At 68.5% G+C, this 19,922-nt stretch carries 15 protein-coding genes; 6 read left to right on the forward strand and 9 right to left on the reverse strand.

The genetic code is table 11. From position 1 onward, the window contains the following. Positions 1-88: 88 nt before the first annotated feature. Both AC3ITM_RS10665 and AC3ITM_RS10670 read left to right on the forward strand, forming a co-directional pair. Positions 89-2,365 (forward strand): TonB-dependent receptor, encoded by a 2,277-nt coding sequence (locus tag AC3ITM_RS10665; RefSeq protein WP_489264875.1) that lies wholly within the window; start codon positions 89-91, stop codon positions 2,363-2,365. A 15-nt stretch (positions 2,366-2,380) separates the two neighbouring features. Further along, entirely contained in the window at positions 2,381-3,292 is a 912-nt protein-coding gene (locus AC3ITM_RS10670; RefSeq protein WP_489264876.1) for a tyrosine-protein phosphatase, read from the forward strand. 39 nt (positions 3,293-3,331) lie between these two features. On the opposite strand, the gene AC3ITM_RS10675 is transcribed toward AC3ITM_RS10670, so the two are convergent. The 6 genes from AC3ITM_RS10675 to AC3ITM_RS10700 all read right to left on the reverse strand — a co-directional run bounded on the left by AC3ITM_RS10675 (position 3,332) and on the right by AC3ITM_RS10700 (position 10,010). Continuing rightward, on the reverse strand, positions 3,332-4,651 hold the full coding sequence (locus tag AC3ITM_RS10675; protein ID WP_489264878.1) for a PQQ-dependent sugar dehydrogenase: 1,320 nt from the start codon (positions 4,649-4,651) through the stop codon (positions 3,332-3,334). Continuing rightward, on the reverse strand, positions 4,648-5,064 hold the full coding sequence (locus tag AC3ITM_RS10680; RefSeq protein ID WP_489264879.1) for a hypothetical protein: 417 nt from the start codon (positions 5,062-5,064) through the stop codon (positions 4,648-4,650). The genes AC3ITM_RS10675 and AC3ITM_RS10680 overlap by 4 nt, the downstream gene beginning before the upstream one ends. Before the next feature lie 114 nt (positions 5,065-5,178). Then, on the reverse strand, positions 5,179-5,715 hold the full coding sequence (locus AC3ITM_RS10685) for a hypothetical protein (RefSeq protein WP_489264880.1): 537 nt from the start codon (positions 5,713-5,715) through the stop codon (positions 5,179-5,181). 147 nt (positions 5,716-5,862) lie between these two features. Next, positions 5,863-6,072, reverse strand: a complete 210-nt coding sequence (locus tag AC3ITM_RS10690; protein WP_489264882.1) for a hypothetical protein — start codon at positions 6,070-6,072, stop codon at positions 5,863-5,865. 72 nt (positions 6,073-6,144) lie between these two features. Further along, entirely contained in the window at positions 6,145-7,341 is a 1,197-nt protein-coding gene (locus AC3ITM_RS10695) for a pyridoxal phosphate-dependent aminotransferase (RefSeq protein ID WP_489264884.1), read from the reverse strand. After that, positions 7,341-10,010, reverse strand: a complete 2,670-nt coding sequence (locus AC3ITM_RS10700; RefSeq protein ID WP_489264886.1) for a TonB-dependent receptor plug domain-containing protein — start codon at positions 10,008-10,010, stop codon at positions 7,341-7,343. The genes AC3ITM_RS10695 and AC3ITM_RS10700 overlap by 1 nt, the downstream gene beginning before the upstream one ends. Before the next feature lie 322 nt (positions 10,011-10,332). Here AC3ITM_RS10700 and AC3ITM_RS10705 point away from each other — a divergent pair, with 322 nt between their 5' ends. Beyond that, entirely contained in the window at positions 10,333-10,728 is a 396-nt protein-coding gene (locus AC3ITM_RS10705) for an OsmC family protein (RefSeq protein WP_489264887.1), read from the forward strand. Positions 10,729-10,962: 234 nt separating this feature from the next. Here the strand turns inward: AC3ITM_RS10705 and AC3ITM_RS10710 are convergent, their stop codons facing one another. From AC3ITM_RS10710 to AC3ITM_RS10720, 3 genes are all read right to left on the reverse strand, one after another. Continuing rightward, the gene (locus AC3ITM_RS10710; RefSeq protein ID WP_489264889.1) at positions 10,963-11,823 is read right to left on the reverse strand and encodes an OmpA family protein; all 861 of its coding nucleotides are present in this window, start codon (positions 11,821-11,823) and stop codon (positions 10,963-10,965) included. Between the two features lie 96 nt (positions 11,824-11,919). Beyond that, positions 11,920-16,308: a YadA-like family protein gene (locus AC3ITM_RS10715; RefSeq protein WP_489264891.1), complete on the reverse strand. Its 4,389-nt coding sequence runs from the start codon at positions 16,306-16,308 to the stop codon at positions 11,920-11,922. A gap of 491 nt (positions 16,309-16,799) precedes the next feature. Beyond that, complete coding sequence (locus AC3ITM_RS10720) at positions 16,800-17,786, reverse strand: helix-turn-helix domain-containing protein (RefSeq protein WP_489264892.1); 987 nt, start codon at positions 17,784-17,786, stop codon at positions 16,800-16,802. A 777-nt stretch (positions 17,787-18,563) separates the two neighbouring features. Between AC3ITM_RS10720 and AC3ITM_RS10725 the strand changes: the two genes are divergently transcribed. The 3 genes from AC3ITM_RS10725 (at position 18,564) to AC3ITM_RS10735 (ending at position 19,910) form a co-directional block, all read left to right on the forward strand. After that, complete coding sequence (locus tag AC3ITM_RS10725; protein ID WP_228885520.1) at positions 18,564-18,743, forward strand: Flp family type IVb pilin; 180 nt, start codon at positions 18,564-18,566, stop codon at positions 18,741-18,743. A gap of 133 nt (positions 18,744-18,876) precedes the next feature. Beyond that, on the forward strand, positions 18,877-19,422 hold the full coding sequence (locus AC3ITM_RS10730; protein ID WP_489264894.1) for an A24 family peptidase: 546 nt from the start codon (positions 18,877-18,879) through the stop codon (positions 19,420-19,422). Then, positions 19,419-19,910: a TadE/TadG family type IV pilus assembly protein gene (locus AC3ITM_RS10735; protein WP_489264895.1), complete on the forward strand. Its 492-nt coding sequence runs from the start codon at positions 19,419-19,421 to the stop codon at positions 19,908-19,910. The genes AC3ITM_RS10730 and AC3ITM_RS10735 overlap by 4 nt, the downstream gene beginning before the upstream one ends. Positions 19,911-19,922: the final 12 nt, after the last annotated feature.

The following is a 19,922-nucleotide window of genomic DNA, read 5'->3' on the forward strand; positions in this document are numbered from 1 at the left end:
CCATGCGTACCCATGAATGAACGGTCATTCACCTGTCATTTCACGCACCCAGACTGCGCCGGCCCCCTCCTTGCCGTGAACGACTCCGATGCGCTACGCCCTGCTGCACCGCCATCTGCTCGCCCTTGCCATCGCCACCGCCCTGCCCGGCCTTGCCGCCGCCAACGAGGCGGCCGATACCGCCGACAGCGCCGCCCGCGACGTAGTCGCGCTGGACCAGGTGGTGGTCACCGCGCAGAAGCGCGCCACCAACCTGCAGGACACCCCGATCTCGGTCTCGGTGGTGGACGCCGAAGCATTGAAGGACCGCAGCGCGATCTCGCTGGGCAGCCTGTCCGACGGCTCGATTCCGTCGCTGCGGGTCACCCCGTTCGCCACCCGCAGCTCGGCGCTGAACATCGGCATCCGCGGCATCGGCGCCTCCGGCGATGCCAACCAGCCCGCGCGCGATGCCGGCGTGGGCGTATACGTGGATGGCGTGTTCATGGGCCGCGCACAGGGCCTGGGCAGCATGCTGTACGACGTGGAGCGCATCGAGGTGCTGAAGGGCCCGCAGGGCACCCTGTTCGGCCGCAACACCGAGGGCGGTGCGATCAGCATCGTCACCAAGGCGCCCACCGGCGAATTCGGCGGCAGTGTCAGCGCCGGGGTGTCCAACTACAGCGGTTACAACAGCGGCCTGCACCTGGACCTGCCCAAGGTTGCCGATGTCAGCGTCAAGATCGATGCGGTGCAGGCCACGCGCGGTGGCACCACCGACAACCCGATGCGCGGCGAGCGCGATTTCAACCGCTACGACAAGCGTGGCGCGCGGGTGAGCGCATTGTGGCAGCCCAGCGATACGTTCTCGGCGCTGTACGCCTTCGACCGTTCCTACGATGCGAGCACGCCCTACCACACCCAGGTGCTGGTACCAGGCCCGGCATTGAGCCCGTTGCAGAAGACCGGCGCCAGCCAGGACCGGCGCGATGCATCGATCCTGGGCGGCCCGCAGGAAGACAATATCGGCCGTACCAGCGGCCACCTGCTCAACCTGGGCTGGACGCTCAACGACAACCTGGAACTGAAATCGATCAGTTCTTACCGCGAACTGACCCAGGGCCAGTTCGACATGGGCCTGGTCGATGCGATCTCGGCCTATACCGGTCCCAACAGCGCCTTCGGCCGCTACAGCCTGGCCCAGGTCTACCAGCACCAGTACAGCCAGGAATTCCAGCTGGTCGGCAACACCGCGCAGGTGCAGTTCCTGGCCGGCGCGTTCTATTATCACGAAACCGCCGGCGACAACGCGCAGACCCCGAACATGCTGCAGTGGGGCCCGGGCGGCAACAGCTATGGGCTGAACCCGGCCACCAACCCGCTGAACCTGGCCAACGTGCGCATCGACCGCGCCAGCAAGGCCTGGACCGACAGCCTGGGCCTGTTCGGCCAGGCCACCTGGACGCCGGCGTCGATCGAACGGCTGCACCTGACCGCCGGCGGCCGCTACACCCGCGATGAAAAGAAAGGCAGCCTGTCCATCGTCAACGGCGCGCCCACCACGCTGGCCTTCGACGATGCCTGGGGCCGCTTCGACCCCATGTTCAACATCGCCTACGACCTGACCGAGGCGGCGATGGTCTACGTCAAGTACAGCACCGGCTTCAAGGCCGGCGGCGCCAACTCGCGCTCCACCACCTACACCGCGTTTGCGCCGGAGGAAGTGACCGCGTTCGAGCTGGGCTTCAAGTCGCAGTTCTGGGACAACCGCGCACGGCTCAACCTGGCGCTGTTCGATGCGACCATCGAGCACAAGCAGATCGACTTCTCGCTGCCGTTCGACCCCAACAGCGGTGTCACCCGCACCACCATGGTCACCACCAATGCCCTCAACAAGGGCAGTTCGCGCGGTGCCGAGCTGGAGTTCAGCGTGATGCCGGTGGATAACCTGACCGTGGGGCTGAACTACGCCTACACCCGGATCGATGCGCAGACCGCGGTCGACCCGTTCGGCGCCGGCGTGGAAGTCACCGTCAAGCCGCTGCTGGCGCCGAAGAACGCCGGCAGCCTGTCGCTGGATTACCTGGTGCCGTTCGCCAATTTCTCGGCGCTGAAATTCCATCTGGACGGCAACTGGTCCGATGGGTTCTACACCAGCGAGTACGACCAGATGCTCACCGACAGCTCGTTGGTGGTCAATGCCCGGGTGGCACTGATCGACGTGCCGCTGAACGCGACCGGCACCACCATGGCCGTGTCGTTGTGGGCGCGCAACCTGCTGGACGAACAACACCTGTTCTACAAGCTCAACAGCGCCGCACTGGGCCAGACCGGCATCTTCAACGATCCGCGCACCTATGGCCTGGACCTGAGCGTCCACTTCTGACCCCTGGAGATTCCGATGCCTATCCGACACACCCCGCTCGCGTTCGCGCTTTCCCTGGCACTGAGCCTGCCGCTGCTGGCCGGCAGCGCCCTGGCCGATAATGGCCAGGCGGTCACGGCCGAACCGGCCCATTCCACCGCGACTGCCAACGTACAGCCGCTGGCCGCCGACGCACAGCGCGTGCTGCCGCTGCAGGGCGCATGGAACGTGCGCAGCTTCGCCGGCCTGCAGGGCGCGCACGGGCCGATCCCGGCCAATGCCTTCGTGCGCACCGCCGACCTGGGGCAGCTGACCGCCGCCGACCGCGATGCCCTGGCCGTGGCCGGGGTCACCCTGGACATCGACCTGCGCACCGCCGATGAGCAGGCGCAGTCGCCGGACCTGCTGGCCGACGACGCGCGCTTTGCCTACCAGCGCATTTCGCTGATGGGCACCGAGAAGATGGACCTGCCCAAGATGATGGCCAGCTTCCCCGACACGCTGGGCGCGGCCTACGTGCAATGGCTGGGCCACAGCCAGCCGCAATTCAAGCAGGTGTTCCAGCGCATTGCCGCCGAGCGCGACGGCACGGTGCTGTTCCACTGCACCGCTGGCAAGGACCGCACCGGCGTCATCGCCGGCCTGCTGCTGGACCTGGCCGGTGTATCGCAGGCCGAGATCGTGCACAACTACGCCATTTCCGCCCACTACCTGCAGGGCCAGCCCAAGGACAGCGCGATGAACGCGCAGATCATGGCGTTGATCAAGCAGAACCCGGAGATCGGCAGGAAGCTGGCCGGCATGGCCGGCACCGCGCCGGAGAACATGCAGACCTTCCTGGCCGCGCTGCACCAGCAGTATGGCGGCGCCGAGGGCTATCTGAAGGCGATCGGGATCAGCGAGGCGGAGATCGCGCAGTTGAAGCAGCGGTTGGGTCAGGCCGGTTGAGTAGCGCAGGCCGGCACCGGGTGCCGGCCTGCCGCCCCGTCACCGGGCGGGGGGTGCGGTCGCTGCCACCGGGGTCACCCGCCAAATGGTATTGGCCAGATCATCGGCCACGATCAACCCGCCACGAGGGTCCAGCGTGACCCCGACCGGGCGGCCGCGGGTGAGGCCATCCTCGCCATGGAAACCGGTCACCACATCGACCGGGTCCCCGGCCGGGCGGCCGTCGCGGAACGGAACGAACACCACCTTGTAGCCCACCGGCGGATTGCGGTTCCAGCTGCCATGCTCGCCGACGAACACCCCGTCGGCGAACGCCGCGCCCATCGCCGGCGATGAAAACGCCACACCCAGCGCAGCCACGTGCGAGCCCAGCGCGTAGTCCGGGGCGATCGCGCTGGCCACCTTGGCCGGGTTCTGCGGCATCACCCGCGTATCCACGTGCTTGCCCCAGTAACTGTACGGCCAGCCGTAGAAGGCGCCCTCACGCACCGAGGTCAGATAGTCCGGCACCAGGTTCGGGCCGATCTCATCGCGCTCGTTGACCACCGCCCACAGCGCACCGGTGCCGGGCTGGATCACCAGTGCGGTGGGATTGCGCAGGCCGGTGGCGAATACCTTGTGCGCGCCGCTGGCCGCGTCGATCTGCCAGACCTGGGCGCGGTCGATTTCCACGGCCATGCCGCGCTCGGTGATGTTGCTGTTGGAACCGATGCCGACATACAGGTAACGCCCGTCGGCGCTGGCGGCCAGCGACTTGGTCCAGTGGTGGTTGATCGCCGCCGGCAGGTCGGTGAGCTTGACCGGCGCGCCGCTGGCCCGGGTCTGCCCATCGTGGTAGTCGAAGCGGACCAGCGCATCCTGGTTGGCCACATACAGCGCATTGCCGATCAGGGCCAGGCCATAGGGGGCGTTGAGGCCGTCGGCAAACACCGTCTTGAGCTCATACACGCCATCGCCGTCGGCGTCGCGCAACAGGGTCAGGCGGTTGCCGCCCTTGACGGCGGTGTTGCCCTTGGACTTGATCCGGCCGGCGATCACATCCTTGGGCTTGAGGTTGGGCGCGCTGCCGCCACGCCCTTCGGCCACCAGGATGTCGCCGTTGGGCAGCACCAGGGTCTGGCGTGGAATGGCCAGCCCGGTAGCGATCGCCGCGATCCGGTAGCCCTTGGGCACACTGGGCACCCGATCGCCCCAGGCGGTCGGCTTGGCGATGGTCATGTCCGGCATCACCCCGCGGTTCGGCGTGGGCAGCTGGGGGTCGGCACCGTACTGGTTGAGCGGCGGCGCGGCCGGGCTGCAGGCGGCCAGGGCCGCGGCCAGCACCGAGACGGACAACAGCGTGATCGTTTGGCGTTTCATCGTGCACCTCCGGCGCGCAGGCTGGAAAAACCGATCCAGGTGGCCACCAGGGCCAGCACGCTGACCAGCGCCGACAGCAGCAGCGCACCGGGCATGATCGCCCACGCGTCGCGGGCGTGGTGCAGCGCGTTGACAAAACCCACCACCCAGGTCGCGATCAGCGCGACCAGGTAGACGGTGCCGGCACTGCCGCGCAGCCGCCCGACGATGGCCAACAGCAGCGCGACGCTGGTCACCACCATCGCCCCGACCAGCAGCCAGGCGGCGAAGTTGCTCCACTGGATTTCGTAACTGCTCCAGTAGGCGTAGTCGGCCAGCAGGGCGCCCAGGAACAGCGGCAGCACGCCGCCGAGCACCGCCGCGTGGAACGGATGGATGGCCCGGGGCCGGGGCGAAACAACGGACGATTCCATGGCATGGCTCCTCGAGAAAGGGGGGATCGACCCGCCCCATCCTGCCACCGGGATGTGATGCACCCCGTGATGCCGACGCCCGCCACCGGTCACATGAACCAGTGGAACGCCGTCTCAACGCGCCCGCTGCAGGCGCACGCGTTCTTCCAGTGCGGCCAACCCGGCGCTGTCATCGCCCAGCTGCGCGCGCACCGCCTCCACCACGCCCAGGAACCGCTTGCGCTGGACCAGGAAGCAGACCAGGAACATCACCAGCATCAACAGCATCGGCGCCGCACTGGGGCGCAGCGCAATCATGAACGGCATGGTCAGGGTGATGGCCAGCGTGTTCCAGTTGCACAGCCCCAGCACCCGCACTTCGCGGCGCCGGGCATCGACCTCGATCCGGCCGCGCATCACCGGATAGAAACGCACCGCGAAGCTCTCACGAAACGCGATGCGGCCGTCGGGCATGGCGTGGAAGACCAGCGGCAGCCGGGTGTCCACGGCCATGTCGCGTTCCAGGCTGCCCGGCGACAGCCGCACCGGTGCCGCCGCCGGGGTGGCGATGCGCCGCTTGAACAGCGCGATGCCCCAGCCATAGTAGGCCGGCGTCCAGGCGAACTGGACAATCAACTCCAGAAACAGCAACGCAATCAGGGCGATGGCCATCGGTCATCCGTCGGTAGGTGGTGCTACGTGGCGCGCGGCGCGCGTGCTGACGCCAAGGCGGTATGGCCGCGCCTTCCCCGCGCTGCACGGTCAAGCATACCCGAGCCGCCTGCTCTGCCCCAAACGCATCTGGCCGCCTGCCGCCGCTCATCCCGGCCGGCGACAGCGCAGTTCGCCATGGCCGGCCTGCAGCCAGCGCAACGCCTGGCTGGCGGCCATTCCGCCCGCACTGAGTGCAATCACGCCCAGCAGCGCCAGCACGTCGGGCACCGCCGCTTCGCCGGGGCGGGCCAGATAGGCGATCAGCACAAACAGCGACCAACCCAGCGTTTGCAGCAGCCAGAACCTGGGCGTCACGGCGTGGATTCGTTGAAAGGGAAAGCTACTCTACCTCGGCCTATGGCCGACCGGGTCATCGGCGCGCCGATATCAGCCGCGCGCGCCACCCAACGCCTGCAGCACTTCGCGCAACGCCCGCTGTGCGCGGCGGTTTTCCTCCGGCGTGCCGATACTGATGCGCACCCAGCGGTCATAGGGTGCAAACACGCGTGCGATGCGTACGCCCCGCGCCAGCAATCCGGCGGCCACCTGCGCGTGCGGATGGCCGCTGTCGAAGAACACGAAATTTCCGGCCGCCGCGGTCGAGCGCAGCTTCAGCCCGGCCAGCAGCGCCTGCCACCGCTGGCGCTCGACGGCCACGCGCGCCCGTACCTGCGTGGTATGGGCAGTGTCGGCCAATGCCGCGCCGGCCGCGGCCAGCGACAGCTGGTTCTGCGCATGCGCCCCGCCCACTCCGCGCTGGCGCAACGCGGTGGCCAGCGCCGCCGGCACCAGCGCGTAGCCGACCTGCAGCCCGGCCAGCGCGTGGATCTTGCCCAGGGTGCGGAACACCACCACGTTCTGGCCCTGCCGCAGCAGCCGCACCGCGCTCAACGCGGCGGCATCGTCGCGGTAGTCCAGGTAGGCTTCATCGACGATCACCAGGGTGCGCGCCTGGGCGGCGCTGACGAAACGATCGAAGTCCGCGCCGGGGCTGAGCGTGCCCGACGGATTGTGCGGGTTGACCACGAACAGCGCGCGGGTATCGGCACCGATCGCGGCCAGCAACGCCGGCAGGTCATTTTCCAGCGCCGCGTTGAGCGGCACTTCCACCGCGCGGCCACCAAACGGCCTGGCCGCGTCGACCAGGGCGCCATAGCCGGGGACCGAATAGACGAAACCGCCGGCCCCCTGCGTCAGGGCCAGGTGCTGGCCGAGTGCTTCGAGCACCTCGCCGACGATCACCTGCTCGGCTGCAACGCCTTCGAGCACGGCGATCTGCTGCTGCAGCGCCTGCAGTTGGCTGGCCGTCACGTAGCGCGGCGCGTCGGCCAGGGCCCGCTGCACTGCCGGTGCCACCGTTGGCGAGGGCCCATAGCTGCTTTCGTTGAGGTCCAGCCGCAGCACGTCGGTGGTCACCGGCGCCACGGTTGCCGGCGCGGAACGCGCCAGGCCCAAGGCGGGCAGCAGCGCCACGCTGGCCGCACCGGTCATGCCGGCGCGCAGCCAGCGGCGGCGGCCGGGATCGGTCGCGGGTGCATCGGGCGACGTGGCCATCGGTGGGGTGCCCATCAGAGTGGTATCCATCAAAAACGGGTCTCCAGGCGGGCATAGTAATAGGTACCGCTCCAGCCGTACGGAGACAGTTCGCTGTACGGAAACACGCCGAAGGTATCGGCGCCGGACACCTGGGTGGTGGTGGCGATGTTGCGGGTGGGATAGGTGTTGAACAGGTTGTTGGCGCCGATTACCACGATCAGCGCGTCGCTGGCGCGGAAGGAGATGTCCAGGTCGGTCACCCAGCTTGCCTCCAACCGCTGGATCACATCCAGGTTGCCGGCGCCGCCGGCCTCGGTGGGCAGGGTGCGAAAGCGGGTCGAGCCCTGTGCGAACAACGCCACGTTGGCCGCGCTCTGGTTGGTGGCGGCCACCGCTTCGATCCGCCCGTAGCGATGCGTGCCCAGGTTGATCCCCCAGCGGCCGATGTCCCAGGCCAGTGCCACGGTCAGGTTGTCGCGCGGCTGACCGCTCTCCACACGGGTGCGTTCGGTGATGTCGAACAGCGGCGTGCGCACGCCCAGCGCGCTCAGTTCGGCCGGGGTGGAGGCAACCCGGGTCAGTTCAGTCTTGTTGCGGTTGTAGCCCAGCGTGGCGGTGAGCCGGCCGTAATCGGCCAGTTCCCAGCGGTAACGTGCCGACGCGTCGATGCCGGTGGTGCGGGTGTCGGCGGCGTTGCTGAAGTAGCGCACGCTGGTCACTCCGGGCGAGCCGAGCGCGGCCAGGTAGTTGCGGATCGCGTTGGAACCAGCGGCATCGACGAAGTTGCTGGACAGGAAGATGCGATCGTCGATATCGATGCGGTAGACATCCAGCGATGCACTCAGGCCACCGATGCCCCAGGTCAGGCCGGCGGTAAGATTGGTGGCCTGCTCCGGCTCCAGTGCCCGTGCCCCCAGCGCGCGCGCCTCCACCGAGTCAACCGGCGCGGTGCGCACCAGCACATATTCGGGCAGGCCGCTGACCGCGTTGTTGAGGGTGCGGCTGCTGGTCGAACTGAAGTACTGCTGGGCCAGTGCCGGGGCGTGGAAGCCGGTGCTGATCGAGGCGCGCAGTGCAACACCGCCATCGAGCTGGTAGCGCAGTGCCAGCTTGCCGTTGGTGGTACCGCCAAAATCGCTGTAGTCCTCCCAACGCCCGGCCAGCGTGACCAGCAGGCGATCGCTCAGTTCTGTCTCCGCCTCGGCGTAGGCCGATACGTTGTAGCGATGGTGGTTGCCGGCGTCCACCGGCTGGATGCCGGCAAAACCCTGCGAACCAATGGTCGGCACGCTGCCGGCCGCAGGCCCATCCAGGACCCGGTACGGGCCCCAGACATACGATGCCAGTTCACCGGCATCGATGCCGTAGGTGTCGCGGCGGAACTCGGCGCCCAGGGCCAGCCGCAACGGCGCGTGCCAGCCGATCTCCAGGCTGTTGTTGGCATCCAGGTTGGTGGTCCATTGCGAGGCCTGCAACGCGCCGTTGTAGAACGCGGTGGGGCTGTCCGCGCCCAGGGTGGCGTTGAGCGTATTGCGGGTGCGGTACACCAGCTTGTTGCGCCCATATACGCTGCTCAGGTCCCACTGCCAGTCGCCGGCCAGGCCCTTGAGGCCGGCACCGAACGACGCATTGCTGCTGCGCGTGTCCACCCAGGGCAGGAAACCGTCCGGGTAGATCGCGCGCACGTTCTCGGCCTGCCCGGCCCGGCGCAGCGACGCGGTGGAACTGCCTTCACTGACCCCGTAGCCACCGAACGCATAGGCCTCCAGGCCCTCGGCCCAGGCCAGTGGCTTGCGCAGGTTGCCGAACACGGTCTTGTCCTCGGTGTCGGCCGAATCGGCAAAGCGCCACAGCGCGTCGCGGTCGATGCCGGCCTCGCGCGGGTCGGCCACCGCACCGGCCGCTGCACCGCCGATCGGCGCCAGCCCGGTGCCGCTGCCATAGCCGCCGGCCAGGGCCACCGGTGCGCCGTTGCGGCCGATCCCGAAGTACTGCTGGCGGGTATCGGCCAGGCCGCGGTCGGCGGCCTCGCGCTTGCGGTAGTCCCAGGTCAGGTGCAGGCCACCGCCGCTGGGAAACGCAAAACCGGTATCCAGCGCGATGGTGCTGGTATCGCCGCCGCCGTCACGGGTGCTGCCATGGCTGGCCCGGACCTCGGTGCCGTCGTCCTCGCGCAACACGATATTGATCACCCCGGCGATCGCGTCGGAGCCGTACTGCGCCGACGCCCCATCGCGCAGCACCTCGATCCGCGCGATCGCACTGACCGGGATCGCGTTGAGGTCGGTGGACACCGCGCCCTTGCCGACGGTGCCGCCGGTATTGACCCAGGCACTGGCATGGCGGCGCTTGCCGTTGACCAGCACCAGGGTCTGGTCCGGCGACAACCCGCGCAGGGCGGCCGAGCGGATATGGGTGTTGCCGTCGGGGGTGGTCGGGTGCGGGAAGTTGAACGACGGCAGCAACGCCTGCAGGATCTGGCTGATGTCGGTATAGCCGCTGCTGCGGATGTCGTCGGCACCGAGCACGTCGATCGGTACCGGCGACTCCAGCACGGTGCGCGGCTGGGTGCGGCTGCCCAGCACGCTGACCTGGTCGAGCTGGGTTACCGCCGGTGCAGGCGCCTGCGCGGCGCCGATGCCGGGCAGGCCGGCCAGCAGGCCCAGCGAAATGGCGGCCGACAGGCGGCGGGGTAGCACAGAAGCACGACGGGTCATGCGGGATCCTGCGGAAGTGATGGCCGCCCGTATCCTGCCGTGCGTGTTCGGCGCGTCAATCCATCGCCAGGCGATGGCAGCTGTGGCAATGCGACGACGCCACCAGCTACATTGATAAGGCACTGATTTCATTCATGCCGCCTGCACCTGCGCGGCGGCGGCAAGAAGCGCCGTGCATGAGCTGATAGCCAACGATGTGCTTGCCGCCCTGCCCCACCCGGGCCTGCGGCGGCGGTAATGCGCACATCGACCCGGCAATGCCGCAGCCGATGGGCATGGCATGCGATGCTGGCCACCTCCCACACTGCGCAGGCACCGCCCCATGGCACAGGTCCAGATCGTTTCCGACGGCCCCAACTACCGCCACCAGATCCGCAGCGGTGCGCATGCGGTGATCGCCGATGAGCCGGCCACGCTGGGCGGGCAAGGCGCCGGGCTGGCTCCATTCGATCTGTACCTGGCCTCGCTGTCGGCCTGTACCGCGATCACCCTGCGCATGTACGCGGAAAAGAAAGGCTGGGAACTGGGCCAGTTCCGTGCCGAACTGAGTTCGACCCGCGATGCGGCCGGCAAGCTGGTGGTGCACCGGGTGCTGCACGCCAGCGGCGCGCTCACCGATGCGCAGTGGCAGCGCCTGCTGGAAGTGGTGGAAAAGACCCCGGTAACCCTGGTCATGCGCGAGGGCGCCACCATCACCAGCGAACGCGGCCAGGCGTGAGCCGCTGGCCCGGCACTACCCGCCAGGCCGGCAAAGACCGGGCGTTGGTGCCACGAGCGGTGATCGTACGCAAACAAGATGACCTGGCCCGCCGCCCCAATGCGATGACGGGGGAGACATCACGCGTGACCGACGAACCAGGTCAAAACATCGCCTTGGCCGATGCGGGGAGAGCCGCATCGGCCAAGGTCACAGCGGAGGGGAAACGCGGCGCGTGGGCGGTAGCAGCCGGCCTCAGCGCGGCTGCGCCACGCCGGCGATTTCAACGCGGCGGTTCGGTGCCAGGCAGGCGATCAGCGCCTGGCGCCCGGCCTGCTCGCATTGCACCAGCGGATCGGCCTTGCCACGGCCTTCGGCCATGATCGCCGTCGGCGGCACGCCGCCGCGCACCAGCGCATCGCGTACCGCCTGCGCGCGGCGTTGCGACAGCGCCAGGTTGTAGTCGTCGCTGCCGATGCGGTCGGTATAGCCACGCACCTGGATGGTCTGCACCTGGCTGGCAGCGCGTACCTGCTGCAGCAACCCGGCCACGCTGCGCCGCCCATCCTCGGTCAAGGTGGCGCTGTCGAAGGCGAACAAGGCATCGGCCGACAACCGCAGCGGCTCGCTCGGCATCGGTGCCGGCGGCGCTGGTGGCGCCGGTGGCGCCGGCGGCTGCAGCACTGCCGCGCATGCCTGTGGCTTCCAGTAACCGGCCTGGGCGATGCCCTTGCCATCGAACTGCACCTGGAACTGGCAGGTGAAGTAGTCCCCGCCCGGGCTGCTGCGGAAATTGAACAGGTAGTTCCACTCGCGCACGCCCCACATGCCTTCACTGAAATGCGGCGTGCCCAGTACGGTATACAGCTGGCGCTTGCTCATGCCGCGGGCGAACAGGCGCAGGTTGTCGACGTTGACGAACAGCCCTTCCTTCAACGTGGCGCGGGCGGGATCGGGAAAATGGACCGCGGTGGTGTCGGTGCCCTCGCCCGCGCCGGCAGGCGCGTTGTCCTTGTGCTTGCCGCCACTGGCGCAGGCACTGATCAGCAGCACCGCCAGGCCCAGCGACAGCGAGCGCAGCAGTGGTGTGTGGTCGGTATGGATGGATGCGTACATGGATTCCCCCTTGGGCGCGGATACGCGCTGGAATCCCCGCTGCCAGGCAGTGCCGGCAGCGGGAACGGTCAACAGAGCAAGCTCAACGAAAGCGGCCTACCACTGGATCCCGGCGCCGACCGAAACCCCGCCTTCGCCGCGGCTGTTGGTGGTGCCGGCCACCTTGTAGATCCAGCGGCCGCCGTCGGATACCCCGGAGATGCCCACCGCCACCCCCGACTCGCCGTTGTAGCTGCCGGCCGCGATGGCGGCCATGCTGCGCCCGGCCTCGTAAGGCTGCGGCAGCCCGGCCACCGCCATCGCCGCGGCCACCCCGGCCGAGGCGCGGTCGTCGGTACGACGCAGGTTGCGGTCGAACGAATCGAAGCGTTCGTCGGTATAGGCCTTGGACCAGTCCAGGGTCTGGTTCATGCCGGCACGCAGCTGGTCCACGTTGACCGCATCGGTGCCTGCGGTGCCTGCGGCGACATTACGGACCCTGGTAGGGCCGGTGCCGGGACTGCCCAGGGTGACGCTGCTGAGGTTGGTGGTGCCGTTGACGTTGTTGTCGTAGCGGATGGTTCCCTGCTGCGAGGCCTGCAGCTGGCGCACGTTGACCGCATCGGTGGCCGCGCTGCCATCGCCGACGTTGGTGATCTGGCGCTCTGCCCCGGCGCTGCCGACCGACACCGTGTTGTCGCGGCTGGCCACCGAGCCGGCGCCCAGCGCCACCGTATTGTTGCCCTGGGCGCTGGCGCCGTTGCCCAGCGCGGTGCTGTTGGCGCCGGCTGCGCTCGACCCGACCCCGCCGGCCGCCGAGTTGGCCCCGGTAGCCGCCGGTGCGGCCAGATTGTTGCTGTTGTTGACCTGGAACATCCCCGAAGTGCCGTTGTTGATGTTGTTGATCTGGGTGTCGGTGTAGGCCTTGGACTGATCGATGGCGTAGCTGACCCCGTTCTGCAGCTGGCCGACGTTGACCGCGTCGTAGCGGTCCGAACCATCGGCCACGTGGGTGACCTTGCGCTCGCCACCGGTGCTGCCCACCGACACTTCGCCAGCCGAATTGCTGGCCCCGGCCGCGCCGAAGGCACCGGTGTAGCCGGCCTGCGCGCCCACGCTGGCGACCGAACCGCTGCCCAGCGCCACGCTGTTGTCGGCACTGGCGGTGGCCCCATCGCCGATCGCGGTGCTGCCGCTGCCGCTGGCCGAGGCCACCGGGCCGATCGCGATGCTGTTGGCACCGGTGGCGCTGGCCGCGGCCTTGGCCGAATTGACCTGCACGAACGGGCTGCCCGCGCCCGGCTGGATCTGGTCGATGCGGGTATTGAGGTTGGTCAGCGAGGAATCCACCGCGGCGAAGGCTGCGGTGACGTTGCCGTAGGTGTTGCTGAGCACGCTGCCGTCGGTGCCGACCGAGGAGATGCTGAAGGTCGGCGCGGTCCAGAGGTTGGTGGCCGGGTCGAAGCTGGTGGTGCCACCGAAGTAGCCGACCAGGGCATTGTTGGTCTGGAACAGCTGGTTGCCGGTGACCGCATCGCGGCTGCCGGCCAGCACACTGCCGTCGGCCAGGTTGCCGATCCCCACCGCCGTGCCGCTGCCGTCGCCGGCCAGGCTGATCTGGTTGGTGGCGTTGCCGCTGCCGTCCACGTCGTACTTCACCGCCAGCCTGTCCACCGTATCGGTCTGGTCGGCCACGTTGGCCAGCGACTGGCTGACCGCGTCGAAGGCGGTGCCGACATCGGTGTAGCTGCCCGGGGTGACCTGGCCGGTGCTGGAGACCGCGTTGATGGTGTAGGTGGGCGCGGTCACCAGGCCGTTGGCATCCACGGTGGCGCCACCGCCCAGGTGGGTGGCCACGGCCTGGCTGGCATTGAACAGCTGGGCGCCGTTGATCGCTTCGGTGCTCAGTGCGGTAACGCTGCCGGCGGCCAGGTTGCGCAGCGTGGTGGGGCCGGCGCCGTTGCCCAGCGTGGCGCTGGCGTAGTTGACGCTGCCGTCGGGGTTTTCATCGTAGCGCAGCGCGCCGTCGGCCGAAGCCTGCAGCTGGCCCAGGTTGACCGCATCGGTGGCCAGCGTACCGGCGGCCACATTGACCACCTGGCGTTCGCTGCCCACCGCGCCCACCGACACCGTGCCGGCACGATCGGCCACCGCCCCGGCGCCGACCGCGATCGCGTTGTCGGCGGTGGCACTGGCCCCGGTACCGACGGCGATGCTGTCCACGCCAGCGGCCGCCGCATCGACGCCGGTGGAGTTGATCTTCAGGTAGCGGCTGCCCACGCCGTTGCGGATGTCGCTGATCTGCGTATTGAGGTTGACCAGCGAACCGTCCACCGCCGAGAACGCATCGGTGGCGTTGTCGTACACGCCCGCGGCGATTGCCCCGTCGGTGGAGATGGTGCTGATCGCAAAGCTCGGCGCGGTCCAGGCCCCGGTGGCCGGGTCGAACGCGGTCAGCCCGCCGAAGTACTCGGTGATGGCCTGGTTGGTGGAGAACAGCTGCGCGCCGTTGACCGCCTCGGTGCTGCCGGCGCCGATCGCGCCGTTGGCCAGGTTGGCGATGGTGCTGGTGCCGGTACCGGCGCCCAGGGTGATGCGGCGGTAGTTGGCACCGCCGGCGCCGTCGTCGTCGTAGGTCACCGCAAAACCGTCCAGCGCGTCGATCTGGCCGATCGCCCCCTGCAGCTGGGCGACATTGACCGCATCGGTGGCCGCGCTGCCGGCGGCCACGTTGGTGAGCTGGCGTTCGCCGCCGACAAAGCCCACCGACACTTCACCGGCCGACACCTGGGTGGTGTTCAGGCCGAAGGCGCTGTAGCTGGCCTGCGCGCCGCGGTTGGCCACCGTGCGGTAGCCCACCGCCACGCTGTTGGCCTTGTCCGAGGTCGCTTCGGCACCCAGCAGCACCTGGCCGTTGGCGGTGCCGCGGGCGCTGTCGCCGACCACCACCGAATGGCCCATGCGCGCGGCATAGTCGGCCGTGGGCACGCCGGTGGGGTCGGTGGGGTCGTTCAGACCTGCGCCGGGGAAGGCCAGGTTGGCGTCCTGCAGCGGCAACTCATGGCGCGCATTGGCGCCGATCACCACTTCCTTGGAGCCGTTGGCATAGGCGCCGTCGCCGACCAGCACCTGGTAGTCCTGCGCGGCATTGACCGCCCAGCAGTCGACGCTGGCCACCAGCAGGTCCACGCACGTGTTCGACCAGCCTGGCGCCTGGTCGGGCAGCACCAGCCCGAGCAGGCCGTTGGGGTCGCCGTTGTTGATGTTGTAGATGTAGCTGTCCGAGGTCACCCCGCCGATCAGGGTCAGGTGCGAGCTGCCCCCGGTGGTGGCCCCGTCGAGCCCGTTGAGCAGGGTGCCGACCGGGGTCAGGTTGACCAGCGGAATGCCCAGCACGTTGGTTACCGAATAGGTCTGCATGACGTTGGCACTGCTCACCGCCAGGTTGCCGTTGCGCACATAGCCGTCGCCGCCAAGCAGGCCCTGCGCGGTCGGCCCGACCAGGGTGGACAGCGAACCGACCAGGCCGCCGGTGCCGATGATCAGGCCGGCGTTGGGGTCGGCCGGTGCAGGTGCCTTGGGGCTGCCCGGCGGAATCGCGGTCGGCTGTACGGTCGGCGCCGGGAACAGCCCGCCCACGAGATTGCCTACCGTGCTGCCGACCCCGCTGAGCAGGTCGCCGACCCCGCCCAGCAGGCCGCCGCTGGCGCTGGGCGCGATGCCCAGCGAGCTGGTCTGCATCACCGCCGCACCGGCGTCGACCAGCTTGGGGTTGCGGTCGGCCGCATCGACCAGATGGCCCAGCGCATCGACCTTGACTCCGCCGGCCACGCCGCTGGCCAGGGTCGCGGTGACCGCGTCGTCGACGCCGTCGGTAACGGTCTCGCCGCTGCCCAGCGCGACGCTGACATCGGCCTCGGCGGTGGCATCGAGCTTGGCCAGTGCGCCATCGACGCCGACATCGGCCTTGGCCTCCAGCGCCACCGTCGGGCCGGCTTTGGCTTTCGCGTCCAGGGTTGCGCCCAGCGCGGCCTGCGGCGTGGCGACGGCACTCACGCCGGCGTTGAGCGCCAGCGGCTTGCCTGCACCGACCTGTACCTGCAGGCCGACCGTGGCCGTGCCCGGCACCGCCAGCTGCCGGGGCGCTGCGGCCTTCACGCCGCCCAGGCCCAGGTTGAGATCGATATTAGCCTGCGCACTCAGCGCCGGGGCGCTGTCGCGGCTGCGCGCCACTGCCGCCAGGGCGACTTCGGCGTCGACCTTGACCGGCAGCGGCGCGTACTTGGCGGTCAGTGCCTCCAGGTCGGTCAGGGTCTGGTTTTCACCTGCCCAGGCCGTGCCGGCGCACAGCACCATCGACAGGCCCAGCGACAACGCCGACAGCGGCACGCGCAGATGCACCACCGTCGGGCCTGCGGCGAGGCTGCCGCGGGAAGTGGAAATTTCGGAGACCACCACCAGCGCGTTGAGCCGGTGGCTCCAGACCAGTCGGAAGATGCGGTTCATCAGGTATTCCCCCGTGTGACGTTGTGGGCTGCGACATCCATGCCTGTTGGCACTTGGAGGTCATTACAGCGGCCACGTCACCTGCGGGGCACTTCATTCCGGCAGCGCTTGCGTGCGTTCCGGCAAGACAACGGGGATAACCGGCAGCGGCATGCGCAATTCCGGCAGATTGCCGGAAACGTGCATGGGGCGGCGTTTCTTGTCCTTCAGCAGTTCTGCTTGAGGGCCGGCCGCAGATCAAAAGCAGCGAATCCGTGCCTGCGCTGGGCTGGCACGGGCGGGTTGGCGGGACACGCCGTGAACCCATCCGTGGGGGCTTGGCGAAAACATCCATGTTTTCGACAGTCCCGCCAACCCACCCGTGCCAACCCTTCACACGTTGCTGGTGCGCGTAGGAAAAGGCGGTAAGTCCGGGCACGGCTCGGACATCGCGATGCCGCAACGAAGAGAACCGATCCTTGGCATGGCAGCGATCGCCAGAGCCATCTAGCTCAGGTCGGGCTGCCGATCTGGGCCGGGGCGCGCATCAGCGTGTCGCGTGGCAGCTCGCCGAAGACACGGCGGTAATTGTCGGCAAAACGGGACAGGTCCCACAGCCCGCAGCTCAACGCAACGGCCTTGACCGACTTGCGGCTGGAATCGGCCATCGACAGGCCACGGCAGGCCGCGCACAGGCGCAGCATCGACAGATAGCGGTTCGGCGAGGTGCCGAACAGATCCTCGAACGCATAGCGCAAGGCGCGCTCGCTGACCCCGGCCGCATCGCAGATTTCGTGCATGTAGATATAACGGCGCAGATTGAGCCGCATGAAATTCTCGGCACGCTGGGCGATCAGGTAATGGGTACGACGCGCGCGGCTGTTGCCGGGCCGGTCTTCATTGCCGGCCGCCAGCAGCGCCTGTACGTGCTCGTGCAGCAGCGACGCCACCGCGTCGCCGGCCAACCCGCTGCCCTGGTCCAACTGCTGGTGCAGCTGCGCATACCGCTGCTGCAGGGGCGCCGGGCCCAGCCCGCCGTCGGGGCTGAACAACGACAGGGCCTGCCCGGACGGCAAGGTATTGCGCAGGCTCAAGTCGGTCAGTTTGCGCTGCACGCGCTGCATCGGCGCCAGCAGCAGACTCAGCCGGGTGCCGGCACTCAGGGTGAATTCGCTGATGCCTTCAGGCAGCACGGTCAAGGCCATGCCGGCGCTCAGCGGAATACCGTGGCACCAGCTGCGCGCCGCGTCGGTGGCGTGGATGAAACCTAGCAGGCACCAGTCCTGCGGCAGCAGGAAACGCCCACGGAAGTGGAAGCCGAACTCGGCCGTGCAGAACAGCGCCTCATCGTGCACCTGCGAATGCAATGCCGCGCGCGGGCCATTGCCGTCAAGCAGCACCATCTCCACATCACACACGCGCAGCACCCCGCTGAGCGTGGCCAGGTCGAGGGACCTGAGCACGCTGCCGGCACTGCCATCCACTGCACCATCAACCATGATAGTGACGCCCCCTTTGGCCCGGCTGCCGGCGCGGTCGTGATCGCACCGCACCCGCCCTGCTGCTTCATGCATGCCAACCGCGGTAAACCCGTGCGCGCACCGCCAGTGCCACGACGGGAAGAATGTTCCTTATCTCCTGCGGCGCATCGGCGGCAGTGCCGGATATTCGATGCGCATTTTTTGCCAGTATGCCTGAACTGGACAGAGGTAAATACGCCAAGCCGCATATGCCGCAACACTTCCTAAACTACCGGCAAACCCCTTGAAACCCGGGCAAAGCGCGCCAAAAAACCGACATCACAAGGTCATCACGCAATAAACACGCCACCTTCACTTTATAAACATTAAATGGACGTCAAACCTGCACGAAAAACGCGGCGCCGGCGCCGAAGGTAAAGTTCCAGGCCGGCATGCCGATTTGGTGCATTAGGTTTACTTGGATTGCCCGACTATTTTGGCAATCGCACACCCCGGCAACTCCATGGCGGAGCCGGGTTGGTTCAACAGGGGGATGCAATGACAAGGCTCGACGATTCCACGCCGCTCCGTGCACCGAGCGCAGCTGCGCCGGCGCCCGGCCCGCGCACACCGACCCTGCCCGCCACCTTCTGTCCGCGCAACGTCCAGCCCGGTAGCGACCGGCCGGACCAGCGGCTGTAGTCCGGCCGCGCCCTGGGCAGGAGCCCGGGTCGTTGGAAGGCCCCGGTGGAACCGGATCGGGCCGTCCTCCCGCAGGTAGTTGATCGATTGACCTGGAACAAGGAGAAGTCCGTCATGAACGCTTCAATCCGCAAGTTCGTTGCCGAAGAAGATGGGGTCACCGCACTCGAATATGGCCTGCTTGCCGCGGTCATCGCCGGGGTGCTGATCGTGGTGGCCAAGCCCGCGCTGGAAGACATGTTCGGCACGCTGTTCGACAAGCTCAAGGCTGTGGCCACCAGCGCCACCACCTAGTCCCATCCACCGGCCGGCACGCCGGCGCGGGTACAACGATGCGGTGTTCCCGCAGGCCTGGCGGCCTGCGGCAATAGCGATGCTTTGCCCAGCGCCCACGTGGTGACGGTGCCCCTTCCATGGAGGAGCCCGCATGTCCTTGCTGCCACTACTGGCCATGCTGTTGAGCGTGCAGGTCGCCATCAGCGACCTGTATGCGCGGCGCGTGTCCAACCGGTGGCTGCTGTGCACCGCGGTGGCCGCCCTGGCCGGGTTGTCGGCGGCCTGGGCGTTGGGTGAGCGTGCTTTTCCCGGGAGTCATCTGGCCGGCATGGCACTGGGCCTGGCCGCGCTGCTGCCGTTCTACCTGCTGCGCTGGATGGGCGCCGGCGACGTGAAGTATTTCGCGGTGCTGGGCCTGCTGCTGGGTGCGTCGGCATTGTTGCCGATCTGGTTGATCAGCAGCCTGCTGGCCGGCGGCCATGCCCTGTGCCTGCTGCTGGCGCCGCACCTGCGCGCGGCATTGCCGCTGCGCGCGCAATGGTTGAGCGAACGCGTCCAGCAACAGTGGCGCGCCCATCCCGGCGCGCGCCAGCTGCACGGCGCACGCCAGGGCCGGGTTGGCATCCCGTACGCGGCCTATATGGCCCTGGCCACGGTGCTGGTGGTGCTGCACGCGCACTATGGAGACACGCCATGAGCCCGACCGTCCGCCCTGTGCGTGCATGCCGGCGCCGGCAACGCGGCGTGGTCACCCTCGAATTCGCCTTGATGCTGATCCTCGGACTGGTGCCGCTGCTGATGCTCACCTATACCGGGGTGATGATCATGGCCGTGCAGCAGACCCTGTCGATGGCCTCGGCCGAGGGCGCGCGCGCCTCGCTGCGCTATGCCAGCAACAGCGACCGCCGCGCCGCGGCCTGCCTGGCCGCACGCCGGTCGATGCAGTGGCTGCTCAACTACGCCGGGCAGACCCCGGACTGCAGCAACGCCGGCGCACCGCCGATCGTGGTGTCCGCCCCGGCGCCCTGTGCCGGGCTGGCCAGCGCGCAATGCATGCAGGTCTCGGTCAGCTACGACTACGGCAGCAAACCGTTCCTGCCCGGCACCGGCCGCCTGTACGGCTGGGTGGTGAGCGAACCGATCCGCAGCACCGCCGTGGCCCAGCTCGACCTGGGCACGCCCTGAATGCCCGCACCC

This window comes from Stenotrophomonas sp. KH_029 (assembly GCF_057839765.1).

What these genes read in the sequence shown, in the direction of transcription:
- AC3ITM_RS10665 (WP_489264875.1), top strand. Translation starts at nt 89, where the DNA reads ATGCGCTACGCCCTGCTGCACCGCCATCTGCTCGCCCTTGCCATCGCC.
- AC3ITM_RS10670 (WP_489264876.1), top strand. Translation starts at nt 2,381, where the DNA reads ATGCCTATCCGACACACCCCGCTCGCGTTCGCGCTTTCCCTGGCACTG.
- AC3ITM_RS10675 (WP_489264878.1), bottom strand. Translation starts at nt 4,651, where the DNA reads ATGAAACGCCAAACGATCACGCTGTTGTCCGTCTCGGTGCTGGCCGCG.
- AC3ITM_RS10680 (WP_489264879.1), bottom strand. Translation starts at nt 5,064, where the DNA reads ATGGAATCGTCCGTTGTTTCGCCCCGGCCCCGGGCCATCCATCCGTTC.
- AC3ITM_RS10685 (WP_489264880.1), bottom strand. Translation starts at nt 5,715, where the DNA reads ATGGCCATCGCCCTGATTGCGTTGCTGTTTCTGGAGTTGATTGTCCAG.
- AC3ITM_RS10695 (WP_489264884.1), bottom strand. Translation starts at nt 7,341, where the DNA reads ATGGATACCACTCTGATGGGCACCCCACCGATGGCCACGTCGCCCGAT.
- AC3ITM_RS10700 (WP_489264886.1), bottom strand. Translation starts at nt 10,010, where the DNA reads ATGACCCGTCGTGCTTCTGTGCTACCCCGCCGCCTGTCGGCCGCCATT.
- AC3ITM_RS10705 (WP_489264887.1), top strand. Translation starts at nt 10,333, where the DNA reads ATGGCACAGGTCCAGATCGTTTCCGACGGCCCCAACTACCGCCACCAG.
- AC3ITM_RS10710 (WP_489264889.1), bottom strand. Translation starts at nt 11,823, where the DNA reads ATGTACGCATCCATCCATACCGACCACACACCACTGCTGCGCTCGCTG.
- AC3ITM_RS10715 (WP_489264891.1), bottom strand. Translation starts at nt 16,308, where the DNA reads ATGAACCGCATCTTCCGACTGGTCTGGAGCCACCGGCTCAACGCGCTG.
- AC3ITM_RS10720 (WP_489264892.1), bottom strand. Translation starts at nt 17,786, where the DNA reads ATGGTTGATGGTGCAGTGGATGGCAGTGCCGGCAGCGTGCTCAGGTCC.
- AC3ITM_RS10725 (WP_228885520.1), top strand. Translation starts at nt 18,564, where the DNA reads ATGAACGCTTCAATCCGCAAGTTCGTTGCCGAAGAAGATGGGGTCACC.
- AC3ITM_RS10730 (WP_489264894.1), top strand. Translation starts at nt 18,877, where the DNA reads ATGTCCTTGCTGCCACTACTGGCCATGCTGTTGAGCGTGCAGGTCGCC.
- AC3ITM_RS10735 (WP_489264895.1), top strand. Translation starts at nt 19,419, where the DNA reads ATGAGCCCGACCGTCCGCCCTGTGCGTGCATGCCGGCGCCGGCAACGC.